At 62.9% G+C, this 13,936-nt stretch carries 16 protein-coding genes; 3 read left to right on the top strand and 13 right to left on the bottom strand.

Features of this window, described 5'->3' with window-relative positions; all coding sequences use genetic code 11:
• A partial coding sequence (locus C0Z16_RS34515) for a hypothetical protein (RefSeq protein WP_146014397.1) occupies positions 1–527 on the bottom strand: 527 nt, incomplete at its 3' end.
• A 268-nt stretch (positions 528–795) separates the two neighbouring features.
• On the opposite strand from C0Z16_RS34515, the gene C0Z16_RS34510 reads away from it, so the two are divergent.
• On the top strand, positions 796–1,710 hold the full coding sequence (locus C0Z16_RS34510) for an SET domain-containing protein (protein ID WP_102636470.1): 915 nt from the start codon (positions 796–798) through the stop codon (positions 1,708–1,710).
• A 4-nt stretch (positions 1,711–1,714) separates the two neighbouring features.
• Here C0Z16_RS34510 and C0Z16_RS34505 read toward each other — a convergent pair whose 3' ends face one another.
• Both C0Z16_RS34505 and C0Z16_RS34500 read right to left on the bottom strand, forming a co-directional pair.
• Complete coding sequence (locus C0Z16_RS34505; RefSeq protein ID WP_102636469.1) at positions 1,715–2,005, bottom strand: TFIIB-type zinc ribbon-containing protein; 291 nt, start codon at positions 2,003–2,005, stop codon at positions 1,715–1,717.
• A gap of 88 nt (positions 2,006–2,093) precedes the next feature.
• Entirely contained in the window at positions 2,094–2,846 is a 753-nt protein-coding gene (locus tag C0Z16_RS34500; protein ID WP_102636468.1) for a TerC family protein, read from the bottom strand.
• Positions 2,847–2,978: 132 nt separating this feature from the next.
• On the opposite strand from C0Z16_RS34500, the gene C0Z16_RS34495 reads away from it, so the two are divergent.
• Positions 2,979–3,860 carry a LysR family transcriptional regulator gene (locus C0Z16_RS34495; RefSeq protein WP_102636467.1) on the top strand — a complete coding sequence of 294 codons (882 nt, stop codon included), beginning with the start codon at positions 2,979–2,981 and terminating at the stop codon, positions 3,858–3,860.
• Here C0Z16_RS34495 and C0Z16_RS34490 read toward each other — a convergent pair.
• From C0Z16_RS34490 to C0Z16_RS39125, 5 genes are all read right to left on the bottom strand, one after another.
• The gene (locus C0Z16_RS34490; RefSeq protein ID WP_102636466.1) at positions 3,818–4,294 is read right to left on the bottom strand and encodes a TerB family tellurite resistance protein; all 477 of its coding nucleotides are present in this window, start codon (positions 4,292–4,294) and stop codon (positions 3,818–3,820) included. The two genes, C0Z16_RS34495 and C0Z16_RS34490, sit on opposite strands and share 43 nt — an antisense overlap.
• A gap of 197 nt (positions 4,295–4,491) precedes the next feature.
• The gene (locus C0Z16_RS34485; protein ID WP_102636465.1) at positions 4,492–5,955 is read right to left on the bottom strand and encodes an aspartate aminotransferase family protein; all 1,464 of its coding nucleotides are present in this window, start codon (positions 5,953–5,955) and stop codon (positions 4,492–4,494) included.
• A 28-nt stretch (positions 5,956–5,983) separates the two neighbouring features.
• Positions 5,984–7,318, bottom strand: a complete 1,335-nt coding sequence (locus C0Z16_RS34480; protein ID WP_102636464.1) for a glutamine synthetase family protein — start codon at positions 7,316–7,318, stop codon at positions 5,984–5,986.
• Positions 7,319–7,350: 32 nt separating this feature from the next.
• Positions 7,351–8,145, bottom strand: a complete 795-nt coding sequence (locus C0Z16_RS34475) for a gamma-glutamyl-gamma-aminobutyrate hydrolase family protein (RefSeq protein WP_102636463.1) — start codon at positions 8,143–8,145, stop codon at positions 7,351–7,353.
• Between the two features lie 313 nt (positions 8,146–8,458).
• Positions 8,459–8,680 carry a hypothetical protein gene (locus C0Z16_RS39125; RefSeq protein ID WP_407070727.1) on the bottom strand — a complete coding sequence of 74 codons (222 nt, stop codon included), beginning with the start codon at positions 8,678–8,680 and terminating at the stop codon, positions 8,459–8,461.
• 341 nt (positions 8,681–9,021) lie between these two features.
• Here C0Z16_RS39125 and C0Z16_RS34465 point away from each other — a divergent pair, with 341 nt between their 5' ends.
• Complete coding sequence (locus C0Z16_RS34465; RefSeq protein ID WP_102636461.1) at positions 9,022–9,936, top strand: LysR family transcriptional regulator; 915 nt, start codon at positions 9,022–9,024, stop codon at positions 9,934–9,936.
• Positions 9,937–9,954: 18 nt separating this feature from the next.
• Here the strand turns inward: C0Z16_RS34465 and mdcH are convergent, their stop codons facing one another.
• From mdcH to C0Z16_RS34440, 5 genes are all read right to left on the bottom strand, one after another.
• On the bottom strand, positions 9,955–10,887 hold the full coding sequence (mdcH, locus tag C0Z16_RS34460; RefSeq protein ID WP_102636460.1) for a malonate decarboxylase subunit epsilon: 933 nt from the start codon (positions 10,885–10,887) through the stop codon (positions 9,955–9,957).
• 22 nt (positions 10,888–10,909) lie between these two features.
• Positions 10,910–11,677 (bottom strand): malonate transporter subunit MadM, encoded by a 768-nt coding sequence (gene madM, locus C0Z16_RS34455; protein WP_102636459.1) that lies wholly within the window; start codon positions 11,675–11,677, stop codon positions 10,910–10,912.
• A gap of 14 nt (positions 11,678–11,691) precedes the next feature.
• Positions 11,692–12,087 (bottom strand): malonate transporter subunit MadL, encoded by a 396-nt coding sequence (madL, locus tag C0Z16_RS34450; RefSeq protein ID WP_102636458.1) that lies wholly within the window; start codon positions 12,085–12,087, stop codon positions 11,692–11,694.
• A gap of 184 nt (positions 12,088–12,271) precedes the next feature.
• Positions 12,272–13,087, bottom strand: a complete 816-nt coding sequence (mdcE, locus tag C0Z16_RS34445; protein WP_102636457.1) for a biotin-independent malonate decarboxylase subunit gamma — start codon at positions 13,085–13,087, stop codon at positions 12,272–12,274.
• Positions 13,084–13,935, bottom strand: coding sequence for a biotin-independent malonate decarboxylase subunit beta (locus C0Z16_RS34440; RefSeq protein WP_102636474.1), 852 nt, complete (start codon positions 13,933–13,935; stop codon positions 13,084–13,086). Before C0Z16_RS34440 ends, mdcE begins: the two co-directional genes overlap by 4 nt.
• Position 13,936: the final 1 nt, after the last annotated feature.

Here is a 13,936-nt window from a genome sequence, read left to right as displayed (position 1 = left end):
GTGGATTGGTCTGGGGCTGGAGGTAGCGTTTGGGTTGGCGTGGCCGTTGCGCCCGCTGCACTGGCCGCAGTAGCCGCCGTGTTTGCAGTCGCCGTTTGCGCACTGCTTGGGGTGAGAGATGCGTCACTGTGCGTGCCCGCGCGTGCGGGCTGCTCTGCATGTTCGTCCCGTGAAGCTTGACTCGCTGGCCGCGCGGCCGCATCGCGCTCGCGTGAAGACGTCGACCGCGCGACGGGCGGCACGTCCTGGTCCTCCTGGAAGCGCCGCGAAAACGCCGCGACGCGATCGGTCAGATCGCTGCGCGACAACGTGCGTCGCAGGAGCGGCGACGCGGGCGTGCCACGCGTGCGCTTGTGCAACGCGGACGCGCTGCCCGGACCGTGCGGCAAGCCGGCTTCGAGCGTGCGCGAAGGACGGGGGGACGGCGCGGCGGCATGCTGCTGGGCCGGCTGGCTGTCGGGCCGGTCGGTCGGCGAAATGGACGGAATCGACGAATTGGACGGATGTGATGGGATTCGTTCGTGCATCGAATGCTCCTGTACCGGAGGGTCGCGCGTTCGCAGGGCCATGGCGCCCATGCGCCGGCTCGCGCGGATAGCGGAGCATAGGGCCGCACGCGCGGGATCACACCCACTCGCGGCGATACGCTGACGCCCGCAACGAAACTTTGCGACGACTTCGCTGCGGTCGCCGCGATTTCGCGAAGCTCGTGCGTGGACGAAGACGCAAGTGGATAACGTCGCGTCATCGATATAGCGATCCGATCTCAGCCGGTCCACGGCAAAGCGAGCCCCGATGACATCACCGAACGAACCGCGCGCGCAGGCGCTTCACGACACGCTTCTCGAGACAATCAGGCAGCGCGTGGCCGACGCCGCGCGCGTGCGGGGACTGGCGGCACGGCACGAGGCGATCTTCGATGTCGTGCCCGCGCTGAAGGCGCAGATCGACGAGTCGCTCGCCGACGATGCCGCCGCCGCTCAGGAAGCCACCGCATGCCTGCGCGAAGCTTTTGAGTCGTTCAAGCGGGTTCACGCGATCGCTCGTCTGCCGTACGCACCGCGGCTCGATGCGCGTTATCCGTATCGCGACGAGTCGTTGAATCCGGTTCTGATCGCCGAGTTGCGCGATCCGATCCAAACGCGCAATGAACAGGCGGGCTCCCGCATCGACGCCGTGATGCCGTATGTCGACCCCACCTTGAGCGACGAGAGTCGTGGCGCTGCTTATCGAAGCACCCTCCATTGCCGCGCGATCGAGCCCGCTGACCTGCGCGATCCGCGCGAACACGTGCTGGTGGGCGAGCGCGGCGCCTTTGCCGCGCGGCGTATCCGGCGCGGCGAATGCATCGGCGTGTACGGCGGGCGGCTCATGAGCGCCGCGATGTTCTTTACGTGCGTGGACGAGTCGTTCGTGATCAGCGCGAACTCGGGCAACTCGGTGGCTTTCGTCGACGGCGAGAACGTGCTGGCAATGGCGAACACGTCGCTTGCCTACGATGCCGACGGCACGCCGGTTGCCCAGGCGGACGACGGCTATAACATCGAAGCCGCTTCGTTCGATGCCAGGTCTCGCTGCGGCCGGCGTTCTTCAATCCGCGCATTCTTTGCCATCGACGATATCGAAGTAGGCTCGGAATTGCGGTGGAATTACCGGTATTCGCCGGAACTCGTTCGACAGGTCTTCGGTGACGCGTACGCGCGGCCGTGATCGCTCAGTCGAAATCGAACACATCGAAAATCGAGCGCTTTTTCTTCGTCCGATACCCCGTTCGATGATCCTCGTAACGGCGGTTGCTGTCGTATGCGTGGTCGCGATCCCGGTGGTCATCGCGGCTCGTGCGCGTAGCAGCGGGCGCGTCGATATTGGCGGCGTCCTGCGCGATCAGCTTGTCGAGTTCGCCGCGATCGAGCCACACGCCGCGGCAGTCCGGGCAGTAGTCGATTTCAATCGAGCCACGCTCGCTCATCAGCAGGTCAGTCGTCTTGCAAACGGGGCATTTCATGGTGTCGCTCCTCAAAAGTAGAAGTACAAAGACATCGAATGCCCGGTCGGGTAAGCGGCCCAACCGGTGAAAAATCTCCCGGCGCCGGTCATTGACCGGTGCCCATCGCGCGCTTCGATTTCGCGCGGCGCGCCAGCATGTTCATCGCCTCGACGAACGCGGAGAACGCCATCGCCACGTAGATATAGGCCTTCGGCACATGCGTTCCAAAGCCTTCCGCAATCAGCGTCATGCCGATCACAAACAGGAAGCTCAGTGCGAGCGTCACAATGGTCGGATTGCGGTCGATGAAGCGCGACAGCGGACGCGCAGCGAACAGCATTGCCATGACCGCGCTGATCACCGCGATAAACATGATCGGCATGTGCTCGGTCATGCCGACCGCGGTGATGATGCTGTCCACCGAAAACACGATATCGAGCAACAGGATCTGGCCGATCGCACCCGCCACGGTCAGTTGGACAGCACTGCCTGCGGCGCTGCGTTCTTCTTCCGCGTGAACCACGTGATGGTGAATTTCACGCGTCGCCTTCCAGACGAGGAACAGGCCGCCGCCGAGCAGGATCAGATCGCGCCATGAAAACGCGTGGCCGAAGAGCGTGACGGCCGGCGCGGTCAACTGCGCAATCCATGCAACGGTGCCGAGCAGGCCGAGCCGCAGCACCAGCGCAAGCATAATGCCAAGACGCTGCGTGCGCGCGCGTTGCGCCTCGGGCAGCTTGTTGCTGAGGATCGAGATGAAAATCAGGTTGTCGATGCCGAGCACGATCTCCATGACGACCAGCGTGAGGAGCGCGAGCCAGGCGGCCGGGTCGGCAACGAGTGTCAGCAGTGTGTCCATGGTGTTCGTCAGTGAATGGATGCGGGTAACGTCGGATTAACGTCATGATCGCTCCGCGGACGAATCGGATAAACCAGTGTTAATCTGAGCGACATATCGCTTTTTTAGAAATGTCATCTCATTGGTTGCCTCATGCTCAATTACCGCCATCTGTACTATTTCTGGATCGTCGTGAAGGAGGCCGGCTTTGCGCGCGCGGCCGAGCGACTCGATATGGCCGTTCAGACCATCAGCGCGCAGGTGCGTGAGCTCGAAAAATCCATCGGGCGTCAATTGCTGAAACCGGCGGGACGCGGCGTCACGATGACGGAAGCCGGCGAGGCGGCGTTCGACCGCGCGGAGCAGATCTTTCAGCTCGGCGAGGCGCTGCTCGACGAGATGCGAGAAGCGGGTGGGGAAGGCGTGGCGCGGCTCGCAGTCGGTCTCTCCGACGGCATCTCGAAGCTCGCGGCGCACGCACTGCTTGCGCCGGTGCTGGACACGCCGTCGCTTAGGCTCCTGTGCCACGAGGGCGAGCCCGCGCAGTTGCTATCCGAGCTCGCGCTGCACCGACTCGATCTCGTGCTCGCGTGCCAGCCGGCACCGCACAATTCCGATCTGCGTGTGCTGAGCCAGCGGCTCGTGGGCTCGCCGGTCGATTGGTACGGGCCCGCGCAGATCGTCCGCAAATCCGCTCGAACGGGCTTTCCGCAGTGCCTCGCGGAACTTCCCGTGCTTCTGCCGACGCGGCACGCCGCGTTGCGCGCGCGGCTCGACCGCTGGTTCGAGTCGCAAGCCATCCGGCCGCGCATCGTCGGCGAATTCGAGGACAGCGCGCTGATGGCCGTATTCGCCGCGCGCGGTCTCGGCGTGTTTCCGCTCGCGGAACTGGGCGCGGAGGACCTGTCGCTGCTGCGCGGCTTGCGCTGGCTCGGCCGTGCGGATGGCGTGATCGAAGAGATTCACGCTATCCGCTCGCGTCGCGGCCAGCATCACGCGCTTGCTTCGCAGGTCGTGGCAACGGTCCGGTCGTAACTGCGCACGACATGCGACGGGAGGCCGTGCCGGCTCGCGGCCGGTTTCAGGTGGTGTCCCCATGCGTCGAACACGGCAGCGAGCAACGCGATTTCGCCGTCCGCCAGATAGTCGTCGGCGACGGCGACCGCGACGCACAGGCGAATGATCTTGCGGCGCAACGCGGGGTCGTCGATTTCTTCGGTCAACGTGGTGAGCAAGGCCGTATCGAGACGGCCCACCGGCGGCGCAAATGACATCTGCGAAACCGAGCGATCCTCACAGAGCGTCTGCAGGATCTGCGCAAATTGCGCCGGTGCAAGACCGAGTTCTCCGGCGATATTCAACTTCTCCAACGCGCGTTCTTCCGAACTGCAAACATGGCCGTCCGAGGTCAGGGCTAGCGCGACGATACGTGCTGCGGCTTGGGGGCTGTTACGAGGATAGGTTCGCATGATCGGGTCCTTTCGCGGACGAGGTCCGTAATGAAGATAAGCCCAGTCTGCGGTAAGTTCTGGATCGGATAAACCTGTTAATCGCGAAGTGATGGTTCGGAAAAACCGAATGGCCATAGTGGGGTAGTACGCCGCGATCTAGTGATACGTTATCTCCGTTCCAGCACGGAACGCGCCCATGCCGGAACGGACTGCCGTTACAACATCCCGAGTTGTTGAGCTGTGGCGTCGATCGCTTTTTTCGCCTTCGACACGATCTCGTCGATTTCCTGCCTGCTTATGACGAGTGGCGGCGAGAGCAGCATGCGGTCGCCGGTAGCGCGCATGATCAGATTGCCGTTGAAGCAGAAGTCACGGCAGAGCGTACCCACCTCGCCGCCATTGGCAAAACGCTTGCGCGATGCAGGGTGTTCCGCGAGCTGCAATCCGGCGACGAGTCCCGCACCGGCAATCTCGCCGACAATCGGATGACTGGCGAAAGTGTCGCGCAGTTTCTTCTGGAAGTATGGGCCCGTGTCCGTTTTGACGCGCTCGACGATCTTCTCGTCGCGCAGCAGCTTCAGGTTCGCTACCGCCACGGCGGCGGCGACCGGATGACCCGAGTAGGTGAGGCCGTGATTGAACTCACCGTTTTCGATAATCGCCGTTGCAACGCGATCGTGCAGGCCGACCGCGCCCATCGGCACATAACCGCTCGTCAGTCCTTTGGCTAGTGTGATGATATCGGGCTCGAAGCCGAAGTACTGATGAGCGAACCATTCGCCTGTGCGGCCAAAGCCGCCGATCACTTCATCCGCGACCAGCAAAATGTCGTACTTGCGGCAGATACGCTGTATTTCCGGCCAATACGTGGACGCCGGAAAGATCACGCCGCCCGCGCCCTGGAAGGGCTCACCGATAAACGCAGCCACGTTGTCCGCGCCGATTTCGAGAATCTTCGCTTCCAGCTGCCGCGCGCGAGCCAGCGCGAATTCTTCTGGCGTCTGACTGCTTTGTGCTTCGCCAAAGAAATACGGCTGATCGATATGCACGATGTTCTCGACTTTGGACGGCATCTGCTCGTGCATGTAGCCCATGCCGCCAAGCGTGCCGCCGGCAATGGTCGACCCGTGATAGCTGTTCCAGCGCGAAATGACCACCTTCTTCGAATGCTTGCCTTGCGTCGCCCAATATTGATGGACTATGCGCAACACCGTGTCGTTGCCTTCCGAACCGCTATTGCAGTAAAAAAAATGATTGAAAGGCGCGGGCGCCAGTTCCGCGAGCACCGCAGATAACTCGATCACCGGCGGGTGAGTGGTCTTGAAGAAGGTGTTGTAGTAAGGCAGTTCCTGCATCTGTTTGTACGCCGCATCGGCCAGTTCCTTGCGGCCATATCCGACGTTCACGCACCACAGGCCGGCCATGCCGTCGATCATCTTGTTGCCATCGGAATCCCACAGGTACACGCCGTGGGCTTTGACGATCACGCGGCTACCGCTGCGATTGAGCGAGCCCATATCCGAGAACGGATGAATGTGATGCGCGGCATCGAGTGTGCGATATGCAGCGGTGCTGCGCTGGTCGGCGGCTTGCGCGCTCGCGGTCGGCTGCACGGGTTGCGCCGATTGCGCCCATTGCTCCGGTTTCACGTAAGCGATTTCTTTGGTTCCGTCGCTCATACTGCCTCCAGTTTTTCTTGCGTTTGCGTTAGACGTGCAGCAGCAAATGCCGGCGTTCCCACGAACTGATTACTCGGAAGAACGCTTCGTATTCGGTTTCCTTCAGCGCGAGGTAGGCCCTGACAAATTTTTCACCGAGCACTTCGGCGATCGGTTCGCATGCGCCCATCAACGTCAGACCCTCTTCGAGATTGCGCGGCAACTGGTAGGGCAGTTCGTAACCGTCGCTGAGTAGCGGCTCGGTCGCCTCGAGTTTTTGCGTCATGCCGAGATAGCCGGCCGCGAGCGTCGCCGCAATCGCGAGATAGGGGTTGCAGTCCACGCCCGGAATACGGTTTTCGATGCGACGCGCGGCGGGTCCCGAATGCGGAATGCGAAAACCCACCGTGCGATTGTCATAGCCCCACGCGACATTGATCGGCGCGGCCATGAAGCGCGAGAGCCGCCGGTACGAGTTGATATACGGTGCGAAAATCGGCATTAACGCGGGCGTGTACTTTTGCAATCCGGCGATATAGCCCGTAAATAGCGAGGTGGGTTTGCCGTCGGCGCCGGTAAAGAGATTGCGACCGGTCTCGTCGTCGACGAGGCTCTGATGCATGTGCATTGCCGAGCCCGGCTCGCCTTCCATCGGCTTTGCCATGAAGGTCGCGTACATCTTGTGGCGCAGCGCCGCTTCGCGCACCGTGCGCTTGAACAGGAACACGCTGTCCGCTAGTTTTAGCGGGTCGCCATGCATGAAGTTGATTTCCATCTGCGCGGCGCCGACTTCGTGAATCAGCGTATCGACTTCCAGTTCCTGTACCTCGCAGTACTCGTAGATGTCTTCAAAGAGCGGGTCGAATTCGTTGACCGCTTCTATCGAATACGCCTGGCGCCCGGTCTCCGGACGCCCCGTGCGGCCAATAGGCGGTTGCAGCGGCAGATCCGGGTCCTTGTTCATATCGACCAGATAAAACTCGAGCTCCGGTGCGATGACCGGCTTCCAGCCTTTGGCCTTGTAGAGTTCGAGCACACGGCGCAACACGCGGCGCGGCGAGATTGCAACGGGCGTGCCGTCGAAGTGGACGCAATCGTGAATCACCTGTGCGGTCGGATCGACTGCCCAGGGAATCATGCGAATGGTGGTGGAGTCGGGCACGCACACCATGTCTGGATCGGTGACGCCGGTCAGCGTGCCGTCGTCCGGGTAGTCGCCCGTAACCGTCTGGATCATCACCGCCTGAGGCAAGCGCATGGACTCGCCCGATTCGAACTTGCTGCGCGGAATGATCTTGCCGCGCGCAATCCCGGCCATATCGGGAATGATTGCTTCAATTTCGGTGACGTGGTGCTTCTTTAGAAAATCGTCGATGTCATGCATGATTGTTCTCTCTGTTTTTGATGCGCGGCCGGTCAGGCCCGCGTGGCGGCGGCGAACGCCGCGCCATCGCCGGCCCTGGTGCGCATTCGATCGCGGCAGGCGTCGCCGAACGCACGAAAGATCGCGGTGGAGAGCACGTCGCCCGCATGCTTCCACTCCGGGTGCCACTGCACACCCAGCGCGAAAGCGCGCGCATCTTTCACGCTCACCGCTTCAATCAGTCCGTCCGGCGCCGTGGCTTCAATTGCGAGGCCCACGCCCAGCCGCTGCACGCCCTGACCGTGCAATGAATTCACACGCGCCTCATTCGCGCCGCCTGCAAGGCGTTGCAAAAAACCGCCTCGCGTGAGCGAGATCGAATGAGAGGGTGCGTATTGCACGTCGAGGCAGTCTTCCTTGTTCTCGCGATGGTCGTTGAAACCCGCCATCGCGTGAACGCTTTGATACAACGTCCCGCCGAATACCACGTTCATTTCCTGAAAACCGCGGCATACCGCGAGCACGGGTACGCCCGCGGCAATCGCGGCGCGCAGCAGCGGCAGTGTCGTCGCATCGCGGGCAGCATCGTGCAGCGTGCCCGGCGCGCTCGGTTCACCACCGTAGCGATGCGGCTCGACGTTCGAGCCACTGCCCGTGAACAACAGGCCGTCGACTATCGACAGTACATCTTCCGGGGACTGACGCTCGCCGAGCGCGGGCAGCAGCACGGCCAGCGCCTGCGAGCCGTCCACGACTGCGGCGATGTACTTCTCGCCGACAACGTGCGAAGGATGATCAGCTATCGTCGTTCTATCGGCGCTGATGCCGACCAGAGGTTTATTTCGCATAACGAATAGACGTGTGTGTGCGGCCGTAGATGCGGCACGAATAGCATTCAACACAGCGCAACGCGATTGCGCGGGTTCCGCAGCCGCACGCGATGCGTCAAGCCACCGGAGCAGGGCAGGTGGTCGCCGTCAACGGAACGCGCCGCGCGTGACGATCAGATTGGCCGTTCGATACCGTCCATTGCGATGCGCAGCTGAACTGGCCCGGGTGAAGCGCAGGCAAGGCAGGCAGCACCGCACACGCGCAAACGCGCGGCTCACGCGAACGCGTTCAGGCAAACGGACGAATCGACGTGCAAGAAGGAGGGAGGCGCTAGGGCAAGAGCGACGCGACTTCGTCTGTACGGACCGCAATGAAGGCGCGCGCGGAGATAGAGTTGTGACGTCGAACTGAACGACGGGAAAGGATTGTGAAGACGGACAGAAAGCGGCGGAACGCAAGGCTGCCGCTGCTGCCATCGGCGATGGCGCCGTCAGCGCGGGGACAACTCGCGTGACTGCGGTTCCATCTCACCAAAGGGCCACGGACTCTCACGATTACACTCGACTAGCGACGTTGAAAGTGTTGAACGGCCTGCTCGAAATCCGCACGGGGCGTTTAAAGAAGCAGGACGTTGGATGATCGCCTTCAACCGCTGCGAAGCGAATTCGCTGCGCCGCAAGAACACTGGGGAAGTGTTGTTGACGCGGGTTATGACGATCGCCTATTAGCCAGCATATACGAGCCAATATGGCCGTCAAATCATTTTTATGGAAAAGGTGAGCGGGCTTTCCCGAGGTGTTGCGATCATTCGTGGCGCTATTCGAACAGTTCGAACTTCACGAATGCGATCTATGGCCCGATAATCGACAATTTCGACCGTCACATAACTCAAGATGCGCGACCGAATAGACGACGAGATCACCTTCCGCAAGCTGGAAGTCCTGCTCGCATTCATGGAAACCGGCAATCTCGCGAAGGCCGCCGAGGCGCTCAATGTGAGCACGGTCAGCGTGCATCGCGCGCTGCATTCGCTCGAACAAGGGGTGCGATGTGCGCTGTTTCGCCACGAGGGCCGCAATCTGAAGTCGACGGAAGCGGCGCAAATGCTCGCCGAAGTCGCGCAAGAGGTGATCACGCTGATGTCCGACGGCATCCGCGCGACGCGTGAGGCGGCGGGCTATTCGTCGGATCGTCTGAAGATCGGCTCGCTGTATTCGCTGACCATCAGCACGGTGCCCGGCATCGTCGTCGACATCAAGGTGCGGCGGCCGACGCTACACGTGGAGCTCGTGCTCGGTCCGAACGCCGAGTTGCTGGAGAAGTTGAAACAGGGCGAAATCGACGCGGCACTCATGGCATTGCCGGAGGCCGAGCCCGAGGTCGAATCGATCCCGCTTTTCGAAGACGATATTTTCTTCGCCGCGCCCGCGGGTTCACCGTATGCGAAACAGGAAGCCGTCGACTTGCGCGACTGCCGCGACGAAACTTTCGTCTCGCTCGGCGAGGGGTTCGCGACGTATCAGGGCTTCGTGGAAGCGTTTCGCGTCGCCGACTTCACGCCGAACGTGACCATGCGAACCGGCGACATCTTCTCGCTGATGAACCTCGTGAGCGGAGGCGTCGGCTATACGCTGTTGCCTGGCCGTGTGCGCGGCGTCTTCGGCGAGAAAGTGCAGTTCATTCCGCTCAAGCCGCAATACATGATGCGCCAGACTATCGGCGTGAGCTTCCTGCGCGCGCGCGAGCGCGATCCGAATCTGCTAGCACTCATGGCGGTGTGCCGTCTGCGCACGAGAAGCGCCGGCTGATCGGATCTGACCGGATACTCACGCGCGGGCTCGTTCTCTTTCGACGAGCACGCCCAGATCGCGCCGCGCGGTTTCGCAACAGCTCACTGCGATACCTTGCGCGAACAACGCACACGATAAGCGCGTGAGGACGCTGGCAGGCGGCATTTCCACCGCGAGGCGCGCGCCTCGCTCCCACGCGAGCCTCATCGTGTCATGCCAACGAACCTGCCGCGCCATGTTGCCCGCAAGATCGGCGGCGATGCGCGAGCCGTCGTAAAGCGGACGCGCGACGCTGCTGCTCAGATACACGAGGCGCGGCGCACGCACGGCCACTGTCGCGAAGGTTTCGGCGAGCATGGCCGCGGGCTCGTCGAGCAACGCGCAGTGGGAAGGGACGGCCACCTCCAGACGCTCGCAGCGTTGCGCGCCGTTTTCGCTCGCAAGCGTCGCGAGACGATGCATGGCGGCATCGCTGCCGGCGACCACCATCTGCGTTTCTGCGTTGAGATTGGCGAGATGGACGGGCAGGGCGGGGCTGTTCACCTGCGCGAGCAGACGTTCGAGCGCTCGCTGTGTCATGCCGGTTATCGCGGTCATTCCGTAGCCGGTGGGGTAGGCCCGCTCCATCAATTGGCCGCGCAATGCAACAAGTCTTACGGCATCCGCGTAGTCGAGCGCGCCTGCGACCACCGCGGCAGGATAAGCGCCGACCGACAGCCCGGCCACCATGTCGGGTCCGTGTCCCTCGGCGATCATCACGCGAGCCTGAGCGACACCCGCAATCAACAGGCAGAGTTGAACCGCGACCGTGGAGCGCAGTGCAGCGGGATCGTCGAGCGATTGAACGTCCTGGCCCAACGCGTCGCTGGCTTCTTCGAGCGCGCGCGCGGCGTCGGTATGATCCGGCAGCGCGTGCAACATGCCGGCGCGCTGCGCGCCCTGACCGGGAAAAGTGAACAGAATGCTCATGATCGCGCCAATCCGCCGTCAATCAACCGCCAACCAGGGCTCTCGTCGTAAAGAACAGCAGCGAAGGACCGAGCAGGCAGCCGACGCCCGTGTGAAACGTGGCGATCAGCGCGCCGTAGGGAACGAGCCGCCGGTCGGTCGCCGCGAGTCCGGCGCTCACGCCGCTGACGGTCCCGGCGAGGCCACCGAAGATCATCGCCGAGCGCGGCGTCTTCAATCCCATGAAGCCGGCCGCGAGCGGCGTGCCGATCATGACGATGATCGCCTTGATCAATCCCGTCGCGATGCTAAGCGCAATCACATCCGAACTCGCGCCGATCGCCGCGCCCGTCACCGGTCCGACGATATAGGTGACCGCGCCCGCGCCGATGGTCGTCATGCTGACCGCGTCGGTATAGCCGAATGCGTGAGCGACGCTCGCGCCGACAATGAACGGCAGCACGGTCCCGAGCAGCAGCGAAACCACGCCGATGAGTCCCGCCTTGCGCGCCTCGGTGGCCTGCACCTCGAAGGCGGTCGCGACGATGGCGAAATCTCGCAGCATCGCACCACCCATCAGGCCGACACCCGCGAAGAGCGGCAGATCGGCCAGGCCTTTCTGCCCCGCGGTGAAGACACCCCCGAAATAGGCGAGCAGGAGGCCGATCACAATGGCAATTGCCGAGCCGTGCACACGCCCGAACGTCAGCTTGCGCGAAATCAGCGACGACACCCACATGATGAGTCCCACCAGCGCCAACGCCGTGACGAAGCCGTTGTGTATCAGTACTTTATCGATCATCTGCAACATGGCTGGCTCCTGCCTTAGACTTCTTCGGGTTGCGGGACGTTGACGAACGACGTGCTGTCGCGGCCGGTGCGTGACAGCACGGCAATGCAGGCGGCGCAAGAAGCCACCGCGCCCAATGCCGAAAGCAGTGCGACCGGCCCGCCCTTGAGCGCGGCAACGACGTTCTGATTAGCGGCCATCGCGACCACCACGGGGATATACATGGCGCCCCAGAAGCCCACACCCGCTTCGGTCTCCTTCGGCAGCAGACCCTTGCCGTGCAGATAGAGCCGCAGGAAGATCAGCAGCAGCATGGCGATGCCGACCCCTCCAACGTTTGTCTTGACGCCGATCGCGACGCCGAGCAGGTCGCCGAGAAAGAGTCCTGCCAGGTGGCAGAAAGCAAGCAGCGCAGTTCCGTAAATGATCATTTCGTGTCTCCTGTGTCGACCGAGCCGACGCTTTGGCTGGCGGTCAGGGCGAGTGCTTCAGCACTGACCTGGACCCACGCAAAGCGCTTGCTTCGGTCCCATGCAATCTGATTGCGGTTTTGTGTTATTGGCCTCGGGCGAGGCGGCGCTCTGTGCGCTCAAGCTGGTTCACGTCAGTGCGGATTCATCGCCACTGCTCCCTTAGTTTTTGTCGAACAATCACCGACGCCGCACGATGCATGCTGCCCAGCCGGCTGCTCAGGCCGCGCGACGGGTCGGCGCGGATGTCGTCGAAGGCAGCGTGGAGCGCCTTTTCGACGGTGGATTGATCGGCGGCCGTCGGCGCATCCGCGTTGCTCACGCCCAGCAGCTTCCATAACAGTCCAAGCGACGCGTAATTGTCGATGTCGTAGGCCATCGGCGGCACGCGCGCCGTGAACGCTTCGAGGTCGGCGACCGAGCGCAGCGTGACCCGCGCGGCGGATTCCTTGCCCATCGCGTGAACCATGACCTGCGAATCGGCGAGGGCGATCAGGCGGTTCGCCTGATACCCGTGCGCGAGAAACGCGCCGGACATCGCGCGTCCGACGATCAGGCCGATCACCGGATGGCCTGCCAGGCGTGCGCTCGCGTAGGCATCGGCGGCACCGGCAAGCGCCTGATGGATGCCATAGGCTTCCTCGCGCCGTCCATAGGCCTGGCTTGGGACGTCGATGACCGCGACGATCGCGCGCTTCTCGTCACGTTGTGCGTCTGTATCGACAACTTCACGCACCGCCCGTGCAATCTCCCATCCTTCGATGAGGCCGACTTCGCCGCTGCGTGCACGCGGAAAAGGATTCTCCGGGTCGGGCACCACCGCGATGAAGCGGGCGGCATGCACGCCGAGCCGCGTATCGACGACCCGCACCGAAGGTGCATAGCGAGCCTGCAACGGCGCGCTGTAGGTGAGGGCGTCGAGCCAGACCGCGCCGCGCCTGGAAAGCTCTGTCGTGCTCATGATTCGAACCCCTTGCCGTAGATGGCGGCGGCCTGTTCCGGCGTCGCCTGCTTGCCCGCATCGATTACCTTGATCCGCTCCAGAAACGCCGTCACGCGTTCGCTGCGGCATGCAGTGGGACGTCCCGCGCGAAAGCGTTCGATCACAACCGCGCGAATCGCGTCGGCGTCGTCGCGCACGTAGTCGTCGACGAGTCCCGTACGATGACGCTGCTCGCAGCCTGTGAAGCTCCAGATCATTGGACGGTCGCGCGAGTCGAACTCCAGAATGCCCGCCTCCTGCTCGATGACGGCCGGGCCGTTCAGGCCAAGGCGCGCTTCGCGTGTGCCGATCAGATAGCTGCACAGGCCCGCCGCAATCGACATCCCGCCATAGCATCCGATCGGCCCCGCGGTGATGCCGATCACCGGCTGATAGCGCCGCAAATCGACGATGCCTGCATGAATCTCGGCGATCGCCGCGAGCCCGAGGTTCGCTTCCTGCAAGCGCACGCCGCCCGTTTCGAAGAGAATCACCGCACGCGTCGGAATGCCGTCGCGGTTGTCTTCGGCGGCGAGTTCGAGACTGCCCGCGATCTTGGCCGCCGACACTTCGCCCATGCTGCCGCCTTGGAACCCGCCGTCGATTGCGAGCACGACGGCCGGTTGTCCGTCAATCTCGCCTTTCGCGACCACGGTGCCGTCGTCGGCCTGCGTCACGATGCCTTGTCGCGCGAGCCACGGCGAAGTCACGCGCTCGAACGGATCGAGCAGTTCGCTGAAAGTGCCTTCATCGAGCAGCTTTTTTGCACGGCTGCGCGCATCGAGCTCGGTGAAGCTGACGCGGTCCAGCAGTTCCTGGGTGTTCATG

Origin of the sequence: Paraburkholderia rhynchosiae (genome assembly GCF_002879865.1) — a bacterium.
Classification (GTDB): Bacteria; Pseudomonadota; Gammaproteobacteria; order Burkholderiales; family Burkholderiaceae; genus Paraburkholderia; species Paraburkholderia rhynchosiae.
Note: the sequence above shows the minus strand (reverse complement) of the source record. Positions and strands in the feature narration are given on the sequence as shown.